At 67.5% G+C, this 21843-nt stretch carries 16 protein-coding genes; 13 read left to right on the forward strand and 3 right to left on the reverse strand.

What is annotated here, in order from left to right; genetic code table 11:
* The first annotated feature begins 14 nt into the window (after positions 1-14).
* The 6 genes from NFU04_RS04690 to NFU04_RS04715 all read left to right on the forward strand — a co-directional run bounded on the left by NFU04_RS04690 (position 15) and on the right by NFU04_RS04715 (position 7467).
* On the forward strand, positions 15-1988 hold the full coding sequence (locus tag NFU04_RS04690; protein WP_251308344.1) for a (Fe-S)-binding protein: 1974 nt from the start codon (positions 15-17) through the stop codon (positions 1986-1988).
* Positions 1988-3280: an electron transfer flavoprotein subunit alpha gene (etfA, locus tag NFU04_RS04695; protein ID WP_251308345.1), complete on the forward strand. Its 1293-nt coding sequence runs from the start codon at positions 1988-1990 to the stop codon at positions 3278-3280. The genes NFU04_RS04690 and etfA overlap by 1 nt, the downstream gene beginning before the upstream one ends.
* Positions 3270-4076 (forward strand): electron transfer flavoprotein subunit beta, encoded by an 807-nt coding sequence (etfB, locus tag NFU04_RS04700; protein WP_251308346.1) that lies wholly within the window; start codon positions 3270-3272, stop codon positions 4074-4076. The genes etfA and etfB overlap by 11 nt, the downstream gene beginning before the upstream one ends.
* Positions 4077-4274: 198 nt before the next feature.
* Positions 4275-4664 (forward strand): DUF4168 domain-containing protein, encoded by a 390-nt coding sequence (locus NFU04_RS04705; protein WP_251308347.1) that lies wholly within the window; start codon positions 4275-4277, stop codon positions 4662-4664.
* Positions 4665-4832: 168 nt separating this feature from the next.
* Entirely contained in the window at positions 4833-6743 is a 1911-nt protein-coding gene (locus NFU04_RS04710; protein WP_251308348.1) for a DUF294 nucleotidyltransferase-like domain-containing protein, read from the forward strand.
* Position 6744: 1 nt separating this feature from the next.
* Positions 6745-7467 carry a 3'-5' exonuclease gene (locus NFU04_RS04715; protein ID WP_459382066.1) on the forward strand — a complete coding sequence of 241 codons (723 nt, stop codon included), beginning with the start codon at positions 6745-6747 and terminating at the stop codon, positions 7465-7467.
* A gap of 309 nt (positions 7468-7776) precedes the next feature.
* On the opposite strand, the gene NFU04_RS04720 is transcribed toward NFU04_RS04715, so the two are convergent.
* From NFU04_RS04720 to NFU04_RS04730, 3 genes are all read right to left on the reverse strand, one after another.
* On the reverse strand, positions 7777-9447 hold the full coding sequence (locus tag NFU04_RS04720; RefSeq protein WP_251308349.1) for a BCCT family transporter: 1671 nt from the start codon (positions 9445-9447) through the stop codon (positions 7777-7779).
* Positions 9448-9477: 30 nt separating this feature from the next.
* Complete coding sequence (locus NFU04_RS04725) at positions 9478-9894, reverse strand: universal stress protein (RefSeq protein WP_251308350.1); 417 nt, start codon at positions 9892-9894, stop codon at positions 9478-9480.
* Between the two features lie 144 nt (positions 9895-10038).
* Positions 10039-11610 carry a BCCT family transporter gene (locus tag NFU04_RS04730; RefSeq protein ID WP_251308351.1) on the reverse strand — a complete coding sequence of 524 codons (1572 nt, stop codon included), beginning with the start codon at positions 11608-11610 and terminating at the stop codon, positions 10039-10041.
* A 281-nt stretch (positions 11611-11891) separates the two neighbouring features.
* Here NFU04_RS04730 and NFU04_RS04735 point away from each other — a divergent pair, with 281 nt between their 5' ends.
* The 7 genes from NFU04_RS04735 to NFU04_RS04765 all read left to right on the forward strand — a co-directional run bounded on the left by NFU04_RS04735 (position 11892) and on the right by NFU04_RS04765 (position 21800).
* The gene (locus NFU04_RS04735) at positions 11892-13610 is read left to right on the forward strand and encodes an NADH-ubiquinone oxidoreductase-F iron-sulfur binding region domain-containing protein (protein WP_251308352.1); all 1719 of its coding nucleotides are present in this window, start codon (positions 11892-11894) and stop codon (positions 13608-13610) included.
* A gap of 11 nt (positions 13611-13621) precedes the next feature.
* Entirely contained in the window at positions 13622-16471 is a 2850-nt protein-coding gene (fdhF, locus tag NFU04_RS04740; RefSeq protein ID WP_251308353.1) for a formate dehydrogenase subunit alpha, read from the forward strand.
* Between the two features lie 66 nt (positions 16472-16537).
* Entirely contained in the window at positions 16538-16777 is a 240-nt protein-coding gene (locus NFU04_RS04745; protein ID WP_251308354.1) for a hypothetical protein, read from the forward strand.
* A 461-nt stretch (positions 16778-17238) separates the two neighbouring features.
* Positions 17239-18363 carry an ABC transporter ATP-binding protein gene (locus tag NFU04_RS04750; protein ID WP_251308355.1) on the forward strand — a complete coding sequence of 375 codons (1125 nt, stop codon included), beginning with the start codon at positions 17239-17241 and terminating at the stop codon, positions 18361-18363.
* 127 nt (positions 18364-18490) lie between these two features.
* Positions 18491-19609 (forward strand): extracellular solute-binding protein, encoded by a 1119-nt coding sequence (locus NFU04_RS04755; protein ID WP_251308356.1) that lies wholly within the window; start codon positions 18491-18493, stop codon positions 19607-19609.
* An 81-nt stretch (positions 19610-19690) separates the two neighbouring features.
* Positions 19691-20944: an ABC transporter permease gene (locus tag NFU04_RS04760; RefSeq protein WP_309296778.1), complete on the forward strand. Its 1254-nt coding sequence runs from the start codon at positions 19691-19693 to the stop codon at positions 20942-20944.
* Positions 20945-20948: 4 nt separating this feature from the next.
* Positions 20949-21800 (forward strand): ABC transporter permease, encoded by an 852-nt coding sequence (locus tag NFU04_RS04765; RefSeq protein WP_251308357.1) that lies wholly within the window; start codon positions 20949-20951, stop codon positions 21798-21800.
* Positions 21801-21843: the final 43 nt, after the last annotated feature.

Genomic DNA, 21843 nt, shown 5'->3' on the forward strand with positions numbered 1-21843 from the left:
CTGAGGTTACCAGCATGCTCGATACCCTACTGCCGATACTTATCTTCGCCGCCCTGGGCCTGGCGGTGATCGGCGCCTGGCGGCGTGTTCGCCTGTGGCGCCAGGGGCGGCCCTCCGCCGTGCCGCTGCTCAAGGGCCTGGCGGCCATGCCGCGCCGTTACCTGGTCGATCTGCACCATGTGGTGGGGCGCGACAAGGTGATGTCCAACACCCACGTGGCCACCGCCGGTGGCTTCGTGGCCGCCGCCGTGCTGATGATCCTGGTGCATGGCTTCGGGCTCGCCCAGGGCGTGCTGGGCTGGCTGCTGCTGGCGGCCAGCGCCACCATGTTCGTGGGCAGCCTGTTCGTGGCCCGGCGCCGGCGCAACCCGCCCGCGCGCCTCTCCAAGGGCCCCTGGATGCGCCTGCCGAAGAGCCTGATGGCCTTCTCCCTGAGCGTCTTCGCCATCACCCTGCCGGCGGTGGGCATCCTGCCCGCCGACTTCGGCCACTGGCTGCTGGCGCTGGCCCTGACCGCCGTGGTGGTCTGGGGCCTGGGCGAGATGGTCTTCGGCATGACCTGGGGCGGGCCCATGAAGCACGCCTTCGCCGGCGCCCTGCACCTGGCCTTCCACCGCCGCGCCGAGCGCTTCGGCGAGGGCAATCGCTCCACCGGCCTCAAGGCGCTGAACCTGGACGACGAGGCGGCGCCGCTGGGCGTCGAGAAGCCCGCCGACTTCACCTGGAACCAGCTGCTCGGCTTCGACGCCTGCGTGCAGTGCGGGCGTTGCGAGGCGGTGTGCCCGGCCTTCGCCGCCGGCCAGCCCCTCAACCCCAAGAAGCTGATCCAGGACATGGTGGTGGGCCTGGCCGGGGGCAGCGATGCCAACTACGCCGGCTCTCCCTACCCCGGCAAGCCGGTGGGCGAGCACCAGGGCACCCCCCATGGGCCCATCGTGGCGCGTGAGGGCAAGGCCCTGGTGGACGCCGAGACCCTGTGGTCCTGCACCACCTGCCGCGCCTGCGTGGAAGAGTGCCCGATGATGATCGAGCACGTGGACGCCATCGTCGACATGCGCCGCCACCTGACCCTGGAGCGGGGCCAGACCCCCAACAAGGGCGCCGAGGTGCTCGACAACCTGATCGCCACCGACAACCCCGGCGGCTTCGATCCCGGCTCGCGGCTGCACTGGGCGGCGGACCTCAACCTGCCGCTGATGGCCGACGTCAAGCAGGCCGAAGTGCTGCTGTGGCTGGGCGATGGGGCCTTCGATATGCGCAACCAGCGCACCCTGCGGGCCCTGGTCAAGGTGCTGCGTGCCGCCGAGGTGGAGTTCGCGGTGCTCGGCACCGAGGAGCGCGACAGCGGCGACGTGGCGCGGCGCCTGGGCGACGAGGCGACCTTCCAGTCGCTGGCCAAGCGCAATATCGCCACCCTCGCGAAGTACCGCTTCCAGCGCATCGTCACCTGTGACCCCCACAGCTTCCATGTGCTGGGCAACGAGTACGGCGAGCTGGGCGGACAGTACGAGGTGCGCCACCACAGCACCTTTATCGCCGAGCTCTATGACGCCGGCCGGCTGGCCTTCGCCCCCTGGAAGGGCGGCAGCGTCACCTACCACGACCCCTGCTACCTGGGCCGCTACAACGGCGAGTATGAGGCACCGCGCAACGTGCTCAAGGCGCTGGGCATCGAGGTCAAGGAGATGGAACGCTCCGGCTTCCGCTCGCGCTGCTGCGGCGGTGGCGGCGGGGCGCCGATCACCGATATTCCCGGTGAGCGGCGGATCCCCGATATGCGCATGAACGACGTCAAGGAGAGCGGCGCCGAGCTGGTGGCGGTGGGCTGTCCCCAGTGCACCGCGATGCTCGAGGGGGTGGTGGATGCCAGCGCCGAGGTCCGCGATATCGCCGAGCTGGTGGCCGATGCCCTGGTGGCGCGCCCCGCCGTCGAGGCGGTCGATGCGAGCCGCCGCAACGCCGGCAAGACCGCCGAGGAGGTGATCTGATGAGCGAGATTCGTCGTCGCGATCCACGCCGCGAGTGGATCGCCCGTAACCGCCTGCATCCCGAGCACGCCAGCGTGGTCGCCGCCCTTGGTGGCATCGGGGGCGGCGCCGCCAGCGAGTGGCTGGGCCCCCATGGGGTGATTCGCAAGAATCCCCGCGCCATCGGCTTTATCGGCCCCAATGGCATCAAGCGCATCGACCGCAGCGGCGCCCAGCAGGGCGGTCAGGCGGCGGGTGCGGCCCGCCAGGCGGCCCAGGACAGTCGCCGCAACGTCACCATCGAGGCCCCGGCCTTCCTGGTGGCGGTGGTGCCGGAGCTCTCCGGCGGACGCCTCTCCGCCCACGACAAGGACCTGCTGGGCCTGGCCCGGCGCCTGGCCGATGCCGACCCGGAACGCCCCGGCGCCGTGCTGGCCGTGGTCTTCGGCGAGCACAAGGAGGACGCCTTCGGCGAGGCGGGCATCGACCGCCTGCTGCACCTCGATGACGACGCCTACGCCGGTTTCGCCCCCGAGGCGCGGCTGGCGGCGCTGACCGCCGTGGAGCGGGAGCTGGCGCCGCGGCACTGGCTGCTGCCCGACTCGCCCCTGGGCGGGGCCGACCTGGGGCGGCGCCTGGCGCTGCGCTTGAATGAGGGGAGGGGCGAACGCCCCGCCACCGGCGTCTGGCAGATCGAGGCCGACGCCGAGACGCCGCTGGGCTGGCGCTGCACCGCCCGCGGCGCGGCGGAGAGCCTGGATATCCAGCGCCCCCTGCCCAGGGTCGCCCTGGCGCTGGCCGAGTGCGCCGAGCCGGTGGACGAGACCCGTCACGCCGCCGAGCCGCTGTACCTCACGGAGAGCATCCCCAGCGCCTTCTCGCGGATCGAGGACCTGGGCCAGGTGGCGGTGGACCCCGCCGGGGTGGCGCTCGCCGAGGCGGAGTTCATCCTCTCCGGCGGCAACGGCGTCAAGGACTGGGACGGCTTCCATCACGCCGCCAAGGTACTGGGGGCGACGGAAGGCGCTTCCCGCGTGGCGGTGGACGACGGCTTTATGGCGCGCCACCGCCAGGTGGGCGCCACCGGTACCTGGGTCACCGCCCGGGTCTACCTGGCGGTGGGCATCAGCGGGGCCATCCAGCATCTGCAGGGCATCCAGACCTGCGACAAGGTGGTGGCCATCAACCTCGACCCCGGGTGTGACATGATCAAGCGCGCCGACCTGGCGGTGATCGGCGATAGCGCCGAGATCCTCGCCGCCCTGGTGGCCATGGTGGAACAGCAGCGAGGAGGGCAGCGCGATGCGGCCTGAGCAGCAGGGAATCGAGGTGGCGGTACTGGTCTCGGTGGGGCGCCACCCCATCACCGGGCGCGCCCGTCGCGCCGATCAGGATGCCCGGGGCCTGGAGCTGGCCCTGGGCCTGGAGCGCCAGTTGCCCGGCAGCCGGGTCGGCCTGCTGCACGCCGGCCCGCGTAGCGAGGAGAGCGAGTCGGCGCTGCGGGGCTACCTGGGGATGGGGCTGGAGAGTCTGACCCTGCTGGAGCAGGCCGAGGGCAGCGATGCCATCCCGGCCCTGGCCGAGCACCTGGCCGCGGCGCCGCCGCAGCTGGTGATCACCGGCGCCCGGGCGGAGCGCGGCGAGGGCTCGGGGCTCTTGCCCTATGCCCTGGCCGAGCGCCTGGGCTGGCCGCTGGTCAATGGCCTGGCCGCGGTGGAGAAGGTCGAGAATGGCGTGGCGACCCTGCTCCAGGCCCTGCCCCGGGGTCAGCGGCGGCGCCTCAAGGTGCGCCTGCCGGCCATCGTCAGCGTGGATGCGGCGGCCCCGGCGGCGCGCCAGAGCGCCTTCGGCCCGGCCCGCCGGGCCGAGCTCGCGGCGACCCCGGTCCCCGCCGAGCCGGACCGGGAGCTGGCCGAGTGGCAGTTGGCCCCGGCCCGCAAGCGGCCCAAGCGCCTGAAGATCGTCAAGGCCGCCTCGGCCCGGGACCGCTTCAAGGCCGCCGCCGCCAAGGCGGAGGGTGGCAGCGGCCAGGTGCTCGAGGGCGTTTCGGCGGAGCAGGGCGCCGAGGCGATCCTCAAGCTGCTCAACGAGGAAGGCGTGCTGCGCTAAGCCGCGGCGAGGTTCGGCCTCCCAGGCCCCCGGCGGAGCTTCCGCCGGGGGCCTGCCGTTTTGGGGTATCGCCGAATGGCGACGGATGTAAGGTTGATATCACCTTGTGTTTCCAGGCGTTACACAAAAAGGGGAACCTCATGCGGATGATGCCGTCACACTGGGCGCATACATTGTCAGTTCCCCCGGAGGTATTGGATGAAACGCATGACCGCCCTGTTTTCCGCCGCACTGCTGAGCGCCGGCCTGATGGCCGCTACCGGGGCCATGGCCCAGGAAGACCCGGCCACCCAGGCCGCTCAGCCGCAGGCCCAGGCGGCCCAGAACTTCTCCGACGATCAGCTGCAGCAGTTCGCCGATGCCTCCCAGGAGATCGCCGCCATCTCCCAGGAGTACACCCAGCGCCTGCAGGCCGCCGAGGATGAGGCCGCCCAGCAGGAGATCCGCCTGGAGGCCAACGAGCGGATGGTCGAGGAAGTCGAGGCCACGGGGCTCGAGGTGGCTACCTTCAACGCCATCGGCCAGGCCATCCAGCAGGACCCGGAGCTGCTGGAGCGGGTGCAGGCGATGGCCGAGGCGCAATCCTGAGCCCTCGGATACGCTGACAGCCGCTGTCTGTCTCTGACGGGGCCGCCTTCGGGCGGCCCCGTCCTGCGTTGGGCGGGCGTCGTTTTCGGAATGCCGGCGGGGGTTTACAGGACGACGGGGCCAATGGAGACTGAACGGTCAAAGCGTCGGAGCCGGAGGCCTTGCCCCATGGAAGTGGAACTGCTGGAAGTCCGCGAGCATATGTCGCGCCACGCGCCCTTCGACGGGCTCTCCGACGACCTGCTCGACGAGCTGGCCGGGCAGGTGGAGGTCAGCTACTTCAAGGCCGGCACCGAGATCCTCAGCCTCGACGAGCCCCTCAACGAGCTGCTCTATATTCGCAGCGGCGCCGTGGAGATCTACCGCCGCAACGGCGACCTCTACAACTGCCTGGGCGAGGGCGATATCTTCGGCCAGTTCAGCCTGCTGCGGAATCACCGGGTGCGCTTTCCCGCCACCGCCATCGAAGACACCCTGATCTACTTCGTGCCCGACGAGATCTTCCAGCGCCTCTGCGAGGTGGACGATCACTTCGCCGACTTCGTGGAGCTGGGGCGCTCGCGGCTCAAGGCGGTGGTGGAGGAGCAGCACAAGAGCAACGACATGATGATCACCCGGGTGCGCAAGCTGCTCACCCGCAAGCCGCTGATGGTCGATGTGCATGCCAGTGTCCAGGAGGCGGCGCGGCGCATGCACGAGGAGAACGTCTCCTCGGTGCTGGTGATCGCCGATCCCGGCGAAGAGGAGGACCCGCGGCGCACCTTCGTCGACAGCCAGGGAGAGTCCCATACCCTGGTGGGCATCCTCACCGATCAGGACATGCGCAACCGGGTGCTGGCGGAAGGGCTCAGCGCCGCCACGCCGCTGGGCGAGGTGGTGACCGAGGCGCTGATCACCATCCAGTCCGACGAGTCGGTGCACGAGGCGATGCTCAGCATGCTGCGCAACAACGTGCACCACCTGCCGGTGTTGTATCGCCGCCGGCCCCTGGGGGTGCTGCACCTCTCGGATATCATTCGCTACGAGACCCACTCCAGCCTCTACCTGGTCAGCAATATCTTCAGCCAGCCCGGCCCCAAGGGGCTGGCGCGGCTGGAGCCGGATGTGCGCGCCGCCTTCGTGCGTATGGTCCACGAGGGGGCCAATTCGCAGATGGTGGGCAGCGCCCTCTCCACCATCGGCCGCAGTTTCACCCGGCGCCTGCTCGAGCTGGCCGAGGAGGAACTGGGGCCGCCGCCGGTGCCCTACTGCTTCATGGCCATGGGCTCCATGGCCCGCAATGAACAGAGTATCGTCACCGACCAGGACAATGCCCTGGTGCTCGACGACGCCTTCGACCCGGCGCAGCACGATGCCTATTTCCTGGCCCTGGCTCAGCGGGTCTCCGATGGCCTGGATGCCTGCGGCTATACCTACTGCAAGGGCGATATCATGGCCACCAACGTCAAGTGGCGACAGCCTCTGGCGGTGTGGAAGCGCTACTTCAGCGACTGGATCGACAACCCCAACCCGGAGCACCTGCTGCACAGCTCGATCTTCTTCGACCTGGACAGCGTCTACGGCGAGGAGGCCTTCGTCGAGCAGCTCCAGGACCTGGTGGCGGAGCACGCGGCGAGGAGCCCGCTGTTCCTCGCCGCCATGGCCCGCAATGCCCTGAATCGCACGCCCCCCCTGGGCTTCTTCCGCACCTTCGTGATGGAGAAGGACGGCAAGCAGAACAACTCCATTAACCTCAAGCGGCGCGGCACCGCGCCCATGGTGGACCTGATCCGGGTCCATGCCCTGGCCTGCGGCTCCCGGGCCCAGAATTCCTTCGAGCGCCTGGATGATATCGCCAGGACCCAATTGCTGCCCGCCGGCACCGGCGACAAGATCCGTTACGCCCTGGAATTCATCGCCATGGTGCGCATTCGTCACCAGGTGATCGATATCGAGGAGGAGCGCGAGCCGGACAACAATATCGAGCCGGCCAATGTCTCCGATAGCGAGCGGCATAACCTCAAGGAGGCCTTCCAGGTGCTCAGCAACGCCCAGAAGTTCATGAAGTTCCGCTATCCGATTCCGTCCCGGGGGCGCTAGGATGGTCTCGTTGCGCGGCCCCGAACCCGATCGCCAGCGCTGGCCCGAGTACCTGAAGGGGCGGGCCTCGGTGTGCAAGGAGCCGCGCCTGGCCCGCTACTTTGCCGCCGGCACCCTGGACCCCCAGACGCCCATCGGCGACGCCACCCTGGTGGCCCTGGACATGGAGACCACCGGCCTGGATGTCAGTCGCCACGCCATCGTCAGCATCGGCCTGGTGCCCTTTACCCTGAACCGCATCTGCCTGGCCGAGCGGCGTTACTGGGTGGTGCGCCCGCCGCGGCCGCTGAATCGCGAGTCGGTGGCCTTGCATCGCATCACCCACTCCGAGGTGGCCGAGGCGCCAGACCTGGAGGCGATCCTCGATGACCTGCTGGCGGAGCTCAGCGGGCGCCTGGCGGTGGTGCACTACCGGCATATCGAGCGTCCCTTCCTCAATTCCGCGATCCAGGGTCGGCTGGGGGAGGAGCTCAAGTTTCCGGTGATCGATACCATGTCACTGGAGGCGCGCATCCATCGCCAGTCGCTGTGGGCGCGCTTCCGCCGCTGGATGGGGCGCCCGCCGGTCTCCATCCGTTTGCACAACAGCCGTGAGCGCTACGGCCTGCCTCCCTATCAGGGGCACCATGCGCTGATCGATGCCCTGGCGACCGCCGAGCTGCTCCAGGCCCAGGTCGCCAATCACTACCGTCCGGAGACGCCGATCGGCAGCCTGTGGAGCTAATCCCCTTTTTTAGGCTCATCGCAGATCAGCGTGAAGCCACGACATGGTCGATCTCCAGCAAGCCATTGTAGGAGCAGGCTTTAGCCGGCGATTTTGGCCGGCTTGGCCGATTTACACCTGCTTCCCCATCGCCTGCTGAAGCAGGCTCCTACTACCCCGGCGGCCTTGTGCCAAGGCAGGAATTGGCTTTAACCGAGATCCCACCATGGTGTTCACGCCAGAATGCGTTGAACCTTTTTAATGAAGCATAAAAAACCAGGGCGGCCCGAAGGCCGCCCTGGTCATGTTGCCGTGCTCGTCGAACGGCGATCAGCCGCGAGGCTCGCTCATCAGCCCCTTGAGCAGGGCATAGCAGCCGACCAGCAGCACCAGGGTGAAGGGCAAGCCGGTGGAGACCGATGCCGTCTGCAGGGCGGTCAGGCCACCACCCAGCAGCAGGGCGATGGCGATGGCGCCTTCGATGATCGCCCAGAAGATACGCTGGGGCTTGGGCGCGTCCACCTTGCCGCCGGCGGTGATGGAGTCGATCACCAGGGAGCCGGAGTCGGAGGAGGTGACGAAGAACACGATCACCAGCACGATCCCCACGAAGGAGGTAATGGCGGAGAGCGGTAGCTGACCGAGCATCTCGAACAGCTTGATCTCCAGGGCGGCATTCTGAACGCCCTCGAAGCCATCGGTGATGACCTGGTCGATGGCGGTGCCGCCGAAGGCGGTCATCCACAGCACCGAGACCAGTGTCGGTACCAGCAGCACGGCGGTCAGGAACTCACGTACGCTGCGACCGCGGGAGACGCGGGCGATAAACATGCCGACGAACGGTGACCAGGAGATCCACCAGGCCCAGTAGAAGGCGGTCCAGCCTTGGCTGAAGTTGGCGTCCTCACGGCCGAAGGGCATGGAGAGCGCCGGCAAGTTAACCGCGTAGGCGACCAGGTTTTCGAAGAAACCGGTGGCGATCAGCAGGGTCGGGCCGACGATAATCACGAAGGCCAGCAGCAGGAAGGCCAGCACCATATTGATCTGCGACAAGCGCTGTACGCCCTTGTCGACGCCGAGCATGATCGAGCCGAGGGCAACCGCGGTGATACCGACGATCAACAGCACCATGGTGACGTTGCTATTGGGCACCTCGAACAGGTAACTCAGACCAGCCGCCGCCTGAGAGGCACCGAGGCCCAGGGAAGTGGCCAGGCCGAAGAGGGTGGCGAACACCGCCAGGATATCGATCACATGCCCCGGCCAACCCCAGACGCGCTCCCCCAGGAGCGGGTAGAAGATGGAGCGCATGGTCAGCGGCAAGCCCTTGTTGTAGGCGAAAATCGCCAGTGACAGGCCGACAATGGCGTAGGCCCCCCAGGGGTGCAGGCCCCAGTGGAAGATGGTCGCGGCCATGCCCAGGCTGATGGCGCCCTCGGGATCGCCGGCGGCGGCTCCCAAGGGGGCCCAGTCGGTGCGTACGCCATCCTCGCCCAGGCTGATGCCACCGAGGGAGGTGCCGAAATGCGAGAGGGGTTCGGAGACGCCATAGAACATCAGGCCGATGCCCATCCCCGCGGCGAAGAGCATGGCGAACCAGCCGGCGTAGGAGAAGTCGGGGGTGGCGTGGGCGCCGCCGATGCGTACCTTGCCCAGCGGCGACAGGATGATGCCGAGGCTGACCAGCACGAAGATGTTACCCCCGAGCAGGAATACCCAGCTCAGGTTGCCGGTGAGAAAAGAGAAAATGGCGTCGAAGATCGGCTCAATCTCGGCCTGCAGGGCCAGGGTCAGGATCACGAAGACCAGGATCACCAGGGACGAGACCGTGAAGACCTTGCCGTGGAGATCGAAGTTGATGCCGAACTTGGATGACGCAATATTGTCCTGGCCGATCACATAGTCGGTATCGATCAGGTTCGCCGGCCCTTCCGGGGCCGGGATGCCTTCGGAGCCTTGGCTCCGTTCCCTGGCATTGGGATCGTTGGAATGTGTAGCCACAGATATTCTCCGTCTTTAGGACTTCGAAGCTTAAGCGCGTACCAGGAAGATGGACGCTTGAGTATGGGTCGCGACCTTGCCGCCATGCGCCGGCAGAAGGGCGTCCAGGTGGCGGGGCAGGTGAGTGCCCATGACCACCAGGTCGGCGCCGACGTCCTCGATCGCCTGGACCAGGACATCGTCGAGATCGACGGCGGGGTCGTGACTGATCACCACTCGAGCGCTGACCGCTTGGCCATGCTCGGAGGTGTGCTGTTTGGCGAAGGCATCGAGTTTTTGTTGGTACTCTTCCGGGGTCCTGGCCAGGCTGCCCGGGGTCGAGGCGGTGACTCCCACATAGCAGACCTCGGCCTGGTAGAAGTTGGCGAGATCGGCGACGACCTGCAATGTTTTGGACAGCTGGTCGAGGTGAGCCAGGTCCACCGGCACCATGATCTTCTTGTACATATTGCCCTCCTGGGTCGGCATCCATTGTGATTGTTCATCAGACGCCATGACACCCTAATATTGTGACGCTTTATACAAGGAATGCCAGGGGAGTCGCCAACGCTCCTCCCCCGGCAGGGTATCCGTCATGTGGGGAAAACGGCGTCAGGTGGTGGCCAGTCGCTGGTTGCGTTGCTCCTGGCGCAGACCCAGCGCCAGGCTGAGACACATCACCAGCAGCACCAGGGTGAAGGGCAGGCCGGTGGCCACGGCGCCCGCCTGGAGGGCGCTGAGGGCGGTACTGCCGCCGCCGTAGAGCAGGACGCCGGCGATCACCCCTTCCAGGGTGGCCCAGAAGACCCGCTGGCTGCGCGGTGCATCGGTCTTGCCGCCGGCGGTGATGTTGTCGATCACCAGGGAGCCGGAGTCGGAAGAGGTGATAAAGAACACCAGCACCAGGACGATCGCCAGGCTGGACGTCAGGGTGGTCAGCGGCAGTTGCTCGAGCATATGGAACATCGCCAGGGAGACATCGCCGATGCCGTTGGCCAGCTCGCCGACGCCCTCGGCGGACTGACGCAGGGCGGTGCCGCCGAGGGCGCTCATCCAGACGATGGTGACCAGGGTGGGCACCAGCAGCACGGCGGTGAGGAATTCCCGCACGGTGCGACCGCGAGACACCCGGGCGATAAACATGCCGACGAAGGGCGACCAGGAGATCCACCAGGCCCAGTAGAAGACCGTCCAGCCGTGGTACCAGGTGGTGTCATCGCGGCCGATCCAGTTGGAGAGCGGCACGATATGCTCCAGGTAATCCAGGGTGGTGGTGACCAGGCCATTGACGAACAGCAGGGTACCGCCGGTGAACACCACGAACAGCAGCAGGACCAGGGCGATCACCATATTGATATTGGAAAACAGCTTCACCCCGCCGTCGATGCCGCGCCATACCGAGAACAGCGCCACCACGGTGACCAGCACGATAATGGCGATCTGGGTGCCCAGGGTATTGGGAATATCGAACAGATAGGCCAGGCCGCCGGCGGCCTGGGAGGCGCCGAAGCCCAGGGAGGTGGCCAGGCCGAAGATGGTGGCCAGTACCGCCACGATATCGATGGTGTGGCCGATCCAGCCCCGGGTGTGCCGGCCCAGCAGGGGCGTGAAGGCGGAGCGCAGGGTCAGCGGCAGGCCGCGGTTGTAGGCGAAGAAGGCCAGCGACAGGCCGACCACGCCGTAGATGGCCCAGGGGTGCAGGCCCCAGTGGAACATGGTGGCGCCCATGGCGGCGCTGGCCCCCTCGGCGGTGCCGGCGGCGGCATTCAGCGGCGTGCCGTACCAGTCGGTGTAGTAGGCCACCGGTTCGGCCACGCTCCAGAACATCAGGCCGATGCCCATGCCGGCGGCGAACAGCATGGCGAACCAGGAGAGCCGGGAGTACTCCGGACGCGCCTGGGCGCCACCCAGGCGGATACGGCCCACCGGGAGCAGCACCAGCGCCAGGCAGAAGATCACGAAGAAGTTGCCGGCGATCATGAACAGCCAGTCGAAATGCTCGATGGACCAGCCGCGGGCGGCGCCGAGTTGACTATTGGCGGCATCGGGGTAGATCAGGGCGTAGAGGATAAAGGCCAGGATGGCCAGGGCGGAGAGAGGGAAGACGGGGTTGTGGAAGTCCAGCCCCATGATCTGCTTGTTGTCTTGGCCGGCGGTCAAGACCGGCGCATCGTCTTGCTTCATGGAAAGCCCTCGTTGTTATTGTCACGGGTGCCCCTGTCGAGACGCGGGGAGCCCGGGGCATTCTTGGCGCTGTTCGCCGCGGGAGGTGTCGTGAAAGCGACCTCCGCATATCCACCCCGAGGGCGACGGCGAAGAAGGTGGCCCATGGTGGTGGAGGGACTAACTCAGAGCGACATCGACATATCAGCTCGCTCGCCCGGCTGGCGCAGACGATTGCCCAGTGGCGGTGGTGGTGCCACCATGCCGATAATTGAGGTACCACCGATAACAACGAGCCCATCATGACCGTCCAGACCGTGACCCCCACGCGCCGCTTCCGCGGCAAGCCCCGTGGCCGCGAGCTCGACCCCGCCGCCCTGGCCGGGCTGCGTGAGCTGCTCGGCGACGAGCGCCAGGATGCCTCGCTGCGCTGCCGCGACCTGTTGATCGAACACCTGCATGTCATCCAGGATGCCCGGGGCCATCTGTCGATGGTGGAGCTGCGTGCCCTGGCCAGCTTCATGAACCTGCCCATGGCGGCGGTCTACGAGACCGCGACCTTCTACGCCCACTTCGACGTGGTGCATGACGACCAGCAGGCCCCCCCGGCATTGACCATCCGCGTCTGCGACTCGCTCTCCTGTCAGCTGGCCGGCGCCGAGGTGCTGCGCGCCGAGCTGGAAGCGGGCCTGGACGCCGAGGCGGTGCGGGTACTGCGGGCGCCCTGCATGGGGCGCTGCGACACGGCGCCGGTGGTGGAGGTGGGCCATCGCCACCTGGGCCGGGCCGATGCGGCCCGGGTGCGGGCGGCCATCGACGCCGGCGAGACGCATCCCGAGGCCATCGACTGGCAGCGCCTCGACGCCTACCGCTGCGAGGGCGGCTTCGAGCTGCTGCAGGCCTGCCACGACGGCGCGGTGACGGTAGAGGCGCTGATGGAAGCCATGCAGCAGGCCAACCTGCGCGGCCTGGGCGGCGCCGGCTTCCCGACCTTCAAGAAGTGGCACTTCGTGCGTGCCGAGGCGGGCCCGCGCTACTGCGCCATCAACGCCGACGAGGGCGAGCCCGGCACCTTCAAGGATCGTTACTACCTGGAGCGGGCGCCGCACCGCTTCCTGGAAGGGGCCCTGGTCAGCGCCTGGGCGGTGGAGGCCGAGGCCCTCTATATCTACCTGCGCGACGAGTACCCGGGCCTGCATGCCGTGCTGCGCGAGGCCATCGCCGAACTCGAGGCCGCCGGCCTGGTGGCGTCGGGCTATATCGTGGTGCGGCGTGGCGCCGGCGCCTATATCTGCGGCGAGGAGTCGGCGATGATCGAGTCCCTGGAGGGCAAGCCGGGCAAGCCTCGCCATCGTCCGCCCTTCGTCGCCCAGAAGGGCCTCTTCGATTGCCCCACCCTGGTCAACAACGTGGAGACCGTCTACTGGATCCCGCTGATCTGGCAGCGCGGCGCCGAGGCCTTCGCGAGCCAGGGCCGCCATGGCCGGGTGGGGCTGCGCAGCTTCTCGGTCTCCGGCCGGGTCAAGCGCCCCGGGGTGCATCTGGCCCCGGCGGGCATCACCCTCAACGAGCTCATCGAGGAGTACTGCGGTGGCATGGCCGAGGGCCATCGCCTGGCCGCCTACCTGCCCGGCGGTGCCTCCGGGGGCATCCTGCCGGCCGCCAAGGCGGATATCCCCCTGGACTTCGATACCCTCCAGGAGCACGGCTGCTTTATCGGCTCGGCGGCGGTGATGGTGCTCTCCGACCGGGACGACCTGCGCGCCGTGGCCACCAACCTGCTGGCCTTCTTCGCCGACGAGTCCTGCGGCCAGTGCACCCCCTGCCGGGTGGGCACCGAGAAGATGCTGACCCTGCTCGAGGGCGACGAATGGGACGCCGAGACCCTGACCCGCTTGTCGCAGGTGATGATGGACGCCTCCATCTGCGGCCTCGGTCAGGCGGCCCCCAACCCGGTGCTGGGGCTGCTCAAGGATTTCCGCGGTGAACTCGCCGCCCAGAACGTGATCGTCAAGGGGTAAGGGAGATGAGCATGACCGAACCGAGCTCAAGCACAGGCTTTACCCTGACCCTGGATGGCGTGGAAGTGAGCGCTTACCGGGGCGAGACCCTCTGGCAGGTGGCCAAGCGCGCCGGCGAGACCATTCCGCACCTCTGCTTCAAGGACGCCAGCGGCTACCGCGCCGACGGCAACTGCCGCGCCTGCATGGTGGAGATCGAGGGCGAGCGGACCCTGGCGGCCAGCTGCCTGCGCGAGGCGGCGCCGGGCATGGTGGTCAAGAGCGCCAGCTCCGAGCGGGCGCGCACCGCCCGGGAAGGCGTCATGGAGCTGCTGCTGGTCGACCAGCCGGCGCGCGACGACAGCCCCGACCGTTCCAGCCACTTCTGGGCCATGGCCGACCAGCTGGCCATCGACGCCACGGCGGTGCGTGAGCGGCTGCCGACCCGTCGCGAGGGCGCGGTGCATCATGTGGCCCCCCGTGAGGACTCACTCACCGATGCGAAGGGCCATGCGCAGGGCCACGACGACAGCCACTCCGCCATGCGCGTCAATCTCGACGCCTGCATCGAGTGCAACCTCTGCGTGCGGGCCTGTCGCGAGGTGCAGGTCAACGACGTCATCGGCCTGGCCCACCGCGGCTCGGCCTCGAAGATCGTCTTCGACTTCGACGACCCCATGGGCGACAGCACCTGCGTGGCCTGCGGCGAATGTGTCCAGGCCTGCCCCACCGGGGCCCTGATGCCTGCCACCCTGGTCGACCAGGCGGGCCATGGCGACTCCGCGGCGGCCGACCGCCAGGTCGATTCGGTGTGTCCCTACTGCGGCGTGGGCTGTCAGCTCACCTACCATATCAAGGACGACGAGATCCTCTTCGTGGAGGGGCGCGACGGCCCCTCCAACGCGAACCGCCTGTGCGTCAAGGGGCGCTTCGGCTACGACTACCCGCGTCACCCGTCGCGGCTGACCACGCCGCTGATTCGCAAGCCCGGGGTGGCCAAGGGCATCGATCCGGACTTCGATCCGGTGAATCCCCTGACCCACTTCCGCGAGGCGAGCTGGGAGGAGGCCCTGGACCTCGCCGCCCGGGGGCTCGTCGACCTCAAGGCGGCCCACGGCCCGGCGGCGCTGGCCGGCTTCGGCAGCGCCAAGTGCTCCAACGAGGAGGCCTGGCTGTTCCAGAAGCTGGTGCGTACCGGCTTCGGCTCCAACCATGTGGATCACTGCACGAGGCTGTGCCACGCCAGCTCGGTGGCGGCGCTGATGGAGTGCATCGGCTCCGGCGCGGTGACCGCCTCCTTTATGCAGGCCAGCGAGGCCGACGTGGTGATCCTCACCGGCTGCAACCCGGCGGTGAACCACCCGGTGGCGGCGACCTTCTTCAAGCAGGCCGCCAAGCGCGGCACCAAGATCCTGATCCTCGACCCCCGTGGCCAGGCCCTGGATGCCTATGCTCACCGTAGCGTGCGCTTCTCGCCGGGGGCCGACGTGGCGCTGTTCAACGCCATGCTCAACGTGATCGTCACCGAGGGGCTCTACGACGAGGCCTATATCGCCCAGCACACCGAGGGCTTCGAGGCACTCAAGACCCATGTGGTGGACATGACCCCGGAGGCGATGAGCGGCCTGTGCGGCGTCGAGCCCGAGACCATCCGAGAAGTGGCACGACTCTACGCCACCGCCGAGCGGGCGATGATCTTCTGGGGCATGGGCATCTCTCAGCATACCCATGGCACCGACAATGCCCGCTGCCTGATCTCCCTGGCCCTGGCCTGCGGTCAGACCGGTCGCCCCGGCACCGGCCTGCACCCGCTGCGCGGCCAGAACAACGTCCAGGGCGCCTCCGATGCGGGCCTGATCCCCATGGTGATGCCGGACTACCAGCCGGTCAGCGACGCCCAGGTGCGCGCCGCCTTCGAGGAGCTGTGGAACACCGAGCTCGACCCGGAGCCGGGCCTCACCGTGGTGGAGATCATGGACGCCATCCATGCCGGCACCATCAAGGGCATGTATATCCAGGGCGAGAACCCGGCGATGTCCGACCCGGACCTGGAGCACGCCCGCCAGGCGCTCGGCGAGCTCGAGCACCTGGTGGTGCAGGACCTCTTCGTCACCGAGACCGCCCAGTTCGCCGACGTGATCCTGCCGGCCTCGGCCTGGCCGGAGAAGGACGGCAGCGTCACCAACACCAACCGCCAGGTGCAGCTGGGCCGCGCGGCCCTGCCGCTGCCGGGTCAGGCCAAGCCGGACTGGTGGATCATCCAGGAGATCGCCAAGCGCTTCGGCCTGGGCTGGGACTACCGGCACCCGCGGGACGTCTTCGCCGAGATGAAGCGCGGCATGCAGTCCCTGGATCATATCTCCTGGGAGCGCCTGGAGCGGGAGCAGTCGGTGACCTACCCCTGCCCGGCGGAGGATGCCCCGGGCGCCGACGTGGTGTTCAGCGATGCCTTCCCCACCGCCAGCGGGCGGGCGAAATTCTCGCCCACCCGGCCGTTGCCGCCGGACGAGCCGGTGGACGACGCCTTCCCCACGGTGCTGACCACCGGACGCCAACTGGAGCACTGGCATACCGGCTCCATGACCCGCCGCGCCACCGTGCTCGACGACCTGGAGCCGGAGGCGGTGGCCAGCCTGGCGCCCGGGGAACTGGAGAAGCTGGGCCTGGCCCCGGGGGATGCGCTGACCATCACCACCCGCCGGGGGGCCATCACCCTCAGGGCGCGGATCGATCCGGCGATGCCGGAGGGCATGGTCTTCGTGCCCTTCTGCTACGGGGAGGCCGCCGCCAACCTGCTGACCAACCCGGCCCTCGACCCCTATGGGAAGATTCCGGAGTTCAAATACGCGGCCTGTCGCCTGAGTCCGGCCGACGCGGCCTGAGCAACGGGCGGGGCCGGCGCCGTCCGGTCTCGCCCCTGACCCGCCCCACGACTGGAGGGCCAACCCATGATGATCGTCGACCTGATCGATGGCGAAGACTTCCGCAATCGCCTGGTGGCCCTGGGGATTCGCATCCCCGAGGGGGCCTGCCCCGAGACCTGCGCGCGCATGGCGCTGCTCAAGCACGTGGAGGTGGGGGTGCCCGGCCTCCAGGACCTGGTGCGCGAGCTCAGCGAGCAGACCGATGTGATGCTGCCCTCGGTGCGCCAGGCCCTGGAGCGCTACCTGCTGCCGGGGCTGCGTTAGGCTAATCGCCGATCTCCTGTGGGAGCTCAGCTCCGCTGAGCGATTGGCGCCGTCAGGCGCCCTGGCCTATCACTCGGCATAGCCGAGTTCCCACAACACCACCACTGCTGAGCCATCCGGCTTAGTGAGAGCGCGGCGCCCCCTGGGGCGCCGCGCCTGTTTTGGTCCTGTGGCGTGTAGCCAGCGTCTCCCCCTGATCCGGTGTCTTGTGTCGCTACTTCCATGGGGAGGTGGCCATCTGGCGAGGAGGGCGCCGAAGGGTCACGCCATAGTCGACTTTGCCGCCCTGGGGGATGCCGGCGTTCAACGCTACTTGTCCCCGGCGAGGATTGCGGTGCTTATATGCAGCTTTTATGGTCGACGCCACGCATTGAATCACAAGAATAAACCGCACAGGCCCCATGATGTGACCGGATACTGGGTCGGATCGCTCGCCCCAGGGGCCTTGCCAGGGAGTGTTCATGAACGAGACCCTCGAAGCCGACGTAGACGCGGTAGCGGCGTCGTGTTTTGCCCGCTTCGTCAATGTCCAGAAGAGCTATGACGGGGTCGAACTGGTCGTCAAGGGATTCGACCTGGATATTCGCCAGGGCGAATTCGTGACCCTGCTGGGGCCCTCGGGCTCGGGCAAGACCACCTGCCTGATGATGATGGCGGGGTTCGAGACCCCGACCCACGGCGAGATCCTGCTCAAGGGCGAACCGATCAGCGGCCTGCCGCCCCACAAGCGGGGCATCGGCATGGTCTTCCAGAACTACGCCCTCTTTCCCCATATGACGGTGGCCGAGAACCTGGCCTTTCCGCTGGAGGTGCGTCACCTCTCCAAGGAGGAGATCAAGCGCAAGGTGGCCCGCGCCCTGGCGATGGTGCGTCTCGAGGAGTTCGGTGACCGGCGCCCGGCTCAGCTTTCCGGCGGTCAACAGCAGCGGGTCGCCCTGGCCCGGGCCCTGGTCTTCGAGCCCGAGCTGGTGCTGATGGATGAGCCCCTGGGGGCGCTGGACAAGAACCTGCGCGAGGAGATGCAGTACGAGATCAAGCGCATTCACGCCAGCCTCGGGGTGACCATGATCTACGTCACCCACGACCAGACCGAGGCGTTGACCATGTCGGACCGTATCGCGGTGTTCAACGACGGCGTCGTGCAGCAGTTGGCCTCCCCCGAGACCCTCTACGAGGCGCCCGAGAATGCCTTCGTCGCCTGCTTTATTGGCGAGAACAACCGCCTCCACGGTGAGGTGGTGGAGAACAGTGGCGAGCGCTGCCGGGTGCGCCTCGACAGCGGCGACACGGTGCTGGCCAGGGCCGTGGCCTCGGGACCGCCGGGATCGCGCACCACGCTCTCGCTGCGTCCGGAACGGGTCGCGATCCTCGTCGGGGAGGCGGCCTCTGACTGTGACAACCGTTTCCAGGGCGAGGTGATGGAGGTGATCTACCTCGGCGACCACCTGCGCACGCGCCTGCGGGTCTGTGGCAACGACGAATTCATCATCAAGACGCCCAACGCCGTGGGCCACCCCACGCTGGCGCCGGGGCAGGCCATCGAGGTTGGCTGGTCCTGGGGCGATTGTCGCGCCCTGGACGCCTGATGCCTTGCGTTGCCGGGCCGAGCCATTCCGCTGTTTAGGGAAGAAGACCGGGGCCTGGCCCCGGGCCGGCAGGAGTGTCGGACGATCGACGATACCGCGAGCATGACAACAACAAGTGGAGAATTCTATGAAGCAACGGGAAGTCATCAGTCGCAAGGGCCGTCTCGGCATCGCCATCGCCGTGGCGGGTGTCACCAGCCTCGGCCTGACGGCCACGGCCCAGGCCCAGGAGACGCTCAATATCGTCTCCTGGGGTGGGGCCTACAGCATGAGTCAGCAGCAGGCCTACCACGAGCCCTGGATGGAGATGAGCGGCGACGAGATCGTCAATATCGACCGCAGCGGTAACGCCCTGGCCGGGCTGCGTGCCCAGAGCCAGGCCGGCAACGTCACCTGGGACCTGGTCGACATGCTGCCGGCGGATGCCATGATCGCCTGCGCCGAGGGCCTGATCGAGCCGCTGGACCATGACGAACTGCTGGCCGATGCCCCCGACGGCACCCCGCCCAGCGAGGATTTCGTCGACGGCGCCCTGGGCGAATGCTTCGTGGCCTCGATCGTCTACTCCAATATCGTCGCCTTCAATACCGAGATGTTCCCCGAGGACAACCAGCCGAGCACCATCGCCGACGTCTTCGACCTGGAGAACTTCCCGGGCAAGCGGACCCTGATGCGCAAGCCGATCAATAACCTCGAGTGGGCCCTGGTCGCCGATGGCGTGGCCCCGGAGGACGTCTACGACGTGCTCGAGACCGAGGAGGGCGTCCAGCGTGCCTTCGCCAAGCTCGACACCATCAAGGACGAGGTGATCTGGTGGGAGGAGGGCGCCCAGCCGCCGCAGCTGCTCGCCGACCAGGAAGTGGCCTTCGCGTCTGCCTACAACGGCCGCATCTTCAACGCCATGGTCACCGAGGACCAGCCCTTCGAGATCATCTGGGATGCCCAGGTGTTCGAGCTCGACGGCTGGGTGGTGCCCACCGGCAGGCTCGACAAGGTGCGGGATTACCTCCACTTTGCCACCGATACTCAGCGCCTCGCCGACCAGGCCCAGTACATCTCCTACGGCCCGGCGCGCCGGTCCTCCTCGGCGATGGTCTCGACCCATGCCGAGACCGGCATCGAGATGGAAGAGCATATGCCGACCTATGGCCCCAACTTCGCCACCGCGATTCCCAAGGATGACGAGTTCTGGGCCGACTACAACGACGAGCTGACCCAGCGCTTCGACGCCTGGCTGGCCCAGTAAGACCACGCCGCCACCCGCCCCGCGGGTGGCGGCCCCGGCGCTGCAACCCAGTCGCTTCCTTCGTCCGATGGAGAGGCCCGCGTGTCCGAATTGCCCTCTATGCCTCTGACCACCGCCGATGGCGTGCCGCTCAAGGTCAGTCTGCGCCGCGCCGTGCGCCGTTCCAGGGTCAAGGCCTTCCTGCTGGTGTCACCGTTGCTGCTGTTCCTGGTGGTCGCCTTCGTCATGCCGATCTTCGACATGCTGTGGCGCAGCGTCGACAATCCCGAGGTCTCCACCCACCTGTCGCGTACCGTGGTGGCCCTGGAGGGATGGGACGGCGAGTCGCTACCCGACGAAGCGGTCTTCGCCGCCCTGGCGGAGGACCTGCGCGAAGGCCAGGAGGCCCGCAACCTGGGGCTGCTGTCGAGCCGCTTGAACTACGAGAAATCGGGCATGCGCTCGACGATCAGCCGCACGGCCCGGCGCCTGGGCCGCATCGAGCCGCCCTACCGCGAGGCGCTGATCGAGATCAACGACACCTGGGGAGAGCTCGATACCTGGAAGTTGATCCGGCGTGAGGCCTCGCCCTATACGCCCTCCTATTATCTGGCGGCGGTGGATCGCCAGCTGACGCCGGACGGCGAGATCGCCAAGGTGCCGGCCCACCTCGAGATCCATGTTTCGCTGTTCTGGCGCACCTTCTGGATGAGCGCGGTGATCACCGGCCTGACCCTGTTGCTCGGTTACCCGGTGGCCTTCCTGCTCGCCAGCCTGCCGCTGCGTCACTCCAACCTGCTGATGATCCTGGTGCTGCTGCCGTTCTGGACCTCGCTGCTGGTGCGCACCACCACCTGGATCGCCATCCTGCAGTCCCAGGGGGTGCTCAACGACATGATGGTGGCCATCGGGGTGATCGCCGACGAGGCGCGCTGGCAGATGATCCACAACAAGACCGGCACCATCATCGCCATGACGCATATCCTGCTGCCGTTTATGATCCTGCCGCTCTACTCGGTGATGAAGACCATCCCGCCGAGCTATATGCGCGCGGCCCGCTCGCTGGGTGGCCGGCCCTTCCTCAGCTTCCGGCGGGTCTACTTCCCGCTGACCCTCCCGGGCATCGCCGCCGGTGCCATCCTGGTATTCATCCTGTCGATCGGCTACTACATCACCCCGGCGCTGGTGGGGGGCCAGTCGGGTCGCTTTATCACCAACTACATCGCCTACCATATGCAGACTTCGCTGAACTGGGGGCTCGCCGCGGCGATCGCCTCGATCCTGCTGTTCGTGGTGGTGGTCTTCTATCTGGTCTTCAATCGCCTGGTCGGCGTCGACAAGGTCAAGCTGGGGTAATCCGATGGCGCTTCCTTCCTACGCCACCCGTGGCGAACGCATCTGGCACTACGTCTTCCTGGGTCTCTGCGCGCTGATCTTCCTGTTCCTGGTGGGGCCGCTGTTGATCATCATCCCGCTGTCGTTCAATGCCGAGCCCTACTTCACCTTCAGCCAGGAGATGCTGTCCCTCGATCCGGCGGGCTACTCGCTGCGCTGGTACCAGGACTTCTTCACCTCCAGCGCCTGGCTGCATGCGATCAAGAACAGCTTCATCATCGGCATCGCCTCGACGCTGCTCGCCACGGTGCTCGGCACCATCGCCGCCCTGGGGCTCTCCAGCCGCCATATGCCGGCCCGGGGAGCCATCATGGCGCTGCTGATCTCGCCGATGATCGTGCCGCTGATCATCTCCGCCGCGGCGATGTTCTTCTTCTTCTCCAAGATCAACCTGGCCCAGACCTACCCGGGGGTGATCCTGGCCCACACCGCGCTGGGCATTCCCTTCGTGGTGATCACGGTCACGGCGACCCTGTCGAGCTTCGACACCACCCTGATCCGCGCCGCCCACAGCCTGGGCGCCAACCCCACCCGGACCTTCTTCAAGGTGGTGCTGCCGTTGGTCACCCCCGGCGTGGTGTCGGGGGCGCTGTTCGCCTTTATCACCTCCTTCGACGAGGTGGTGGTGGTGCTGTTTATCGCCGGCCCCGAGCAGCGCACCATGCCGATCCAGATGTGGTCGGGCATTCGCGAGCAGATCAGCCCCACCATCCTGGCCGTGGCGACCCTGCTGGTGCTGCTCTCGATGCTGCTGCTCACCACTCTCGAGCTACTGCGCCGCCGTGGCGAACGGCTGCGGGGGCTCAGCCCCGGCTAAGCCCGTCAGGGGAACCTCGCCACGACGCCGATATCCTGCGTCC

It is taken from the genome of Halomonas sp. NCCP-2165 (assembly GCF_023708045.1).
Lineage (GTDB): Bacteria > Pseudomonadota > Gammaproteobacteria > Pseudomonadales > Halomonadaceae > Bisbaumannia > Bisbaumannia pacifica.

Coding starts and splice junctions, on each gene's coding strand:
- NFU04_RS04690 (WP_251308344.1), top strand. CDS start 15: ATGCTCGATACCCTACTGCCGATACTTATCTTCGCCGCCCTGGGCCTG.
- NFU04_RS04750 (WP_251308355.1), top strand. CDS start 17,239: ATGAACGAGACCCTCGAAGCCGACGTAGACGCGGTAGCGGCGTCGTGT.
- NFU04_RS04755 (WP_251308356.1), top strand. CDS start 18,491: ATGAAGCAACGGGAAGTCATCAGTCGCAAGGGCCGTCTCGGCATCGCC.
- etfB (WP_251308346.1), top strand. CDS start 3,270: ATGCGGCCTGAGCAGCAGGGAATCGAGGTGGCGGTACTGGTCTCGGTG.
- NFU04_RS04705 (WP_251308347.1), top strand. CDS start 4,275: ATGAAACGCATGACCGCCCTGTTTTCCGCCGCACTGCTGAGCGCCGGC.
- NFU04_RS04710 (WP_251308348.1), top strand. CDS start 4,833: ATGGAAGTGGAACTGCTGGAAGTCCGCGAGCATATGTCGCGCCACGCG.
- NFU04_RS04730 (WP_251308351.1), bottom strand. CDS start 11,610: ATGAAGCAAGACGATGCGCCGGTCTTGACCGCCGGCCAAGACAACAAG.
- NFU04_RS04725 (WP_251308350.1), bottom strand. CDS start 9,894: ATGTACAAGAAGATCATGGTGCCGGTGGACCTGGCTCACCTCGACCAG.
- NFU04_RS04745 (WP_251308354.1), top strand. CDS start 16,538: ATGATGATCGTCGACCTGATCGATGGCGAAGACTTCCGCAATCGCCTG.
- NFU04_RS04715 (WP_459382066.1), top strand. CDS start 6,745: ATGGTCTCGTTGCGCGGCCCCGAACCCGATCGCCAGCGCTGGCCCGAG.
- etfA (WP_251308345.1), top strand. CDS start 1,988: ATGAGCGAGATTCGTCGTCGCGATCCACGCCGCGAGTGGATCGCCCGT.
- NFU04_RS04735 (WP_251308352.1), top strand. CDS start 11,892: ATGACCGTCCAGACCGTGACCCCCACGCGCCGCTTCCGCGGCAAGCCC.
- NFU04_RS04765 (WP_251308357.1), top strand. CDS start 20,949: ATGGCGCTTCCTTCCTACGCCACCCGTGGCGAACGCATCTGGCACTAC.
- fdhF (WP_251308353.1), top strand. CDS start 13,622: ATGACCGAACCGAGCTCAAGCACAGGCTTTACCCTGACCCTGGATGGC.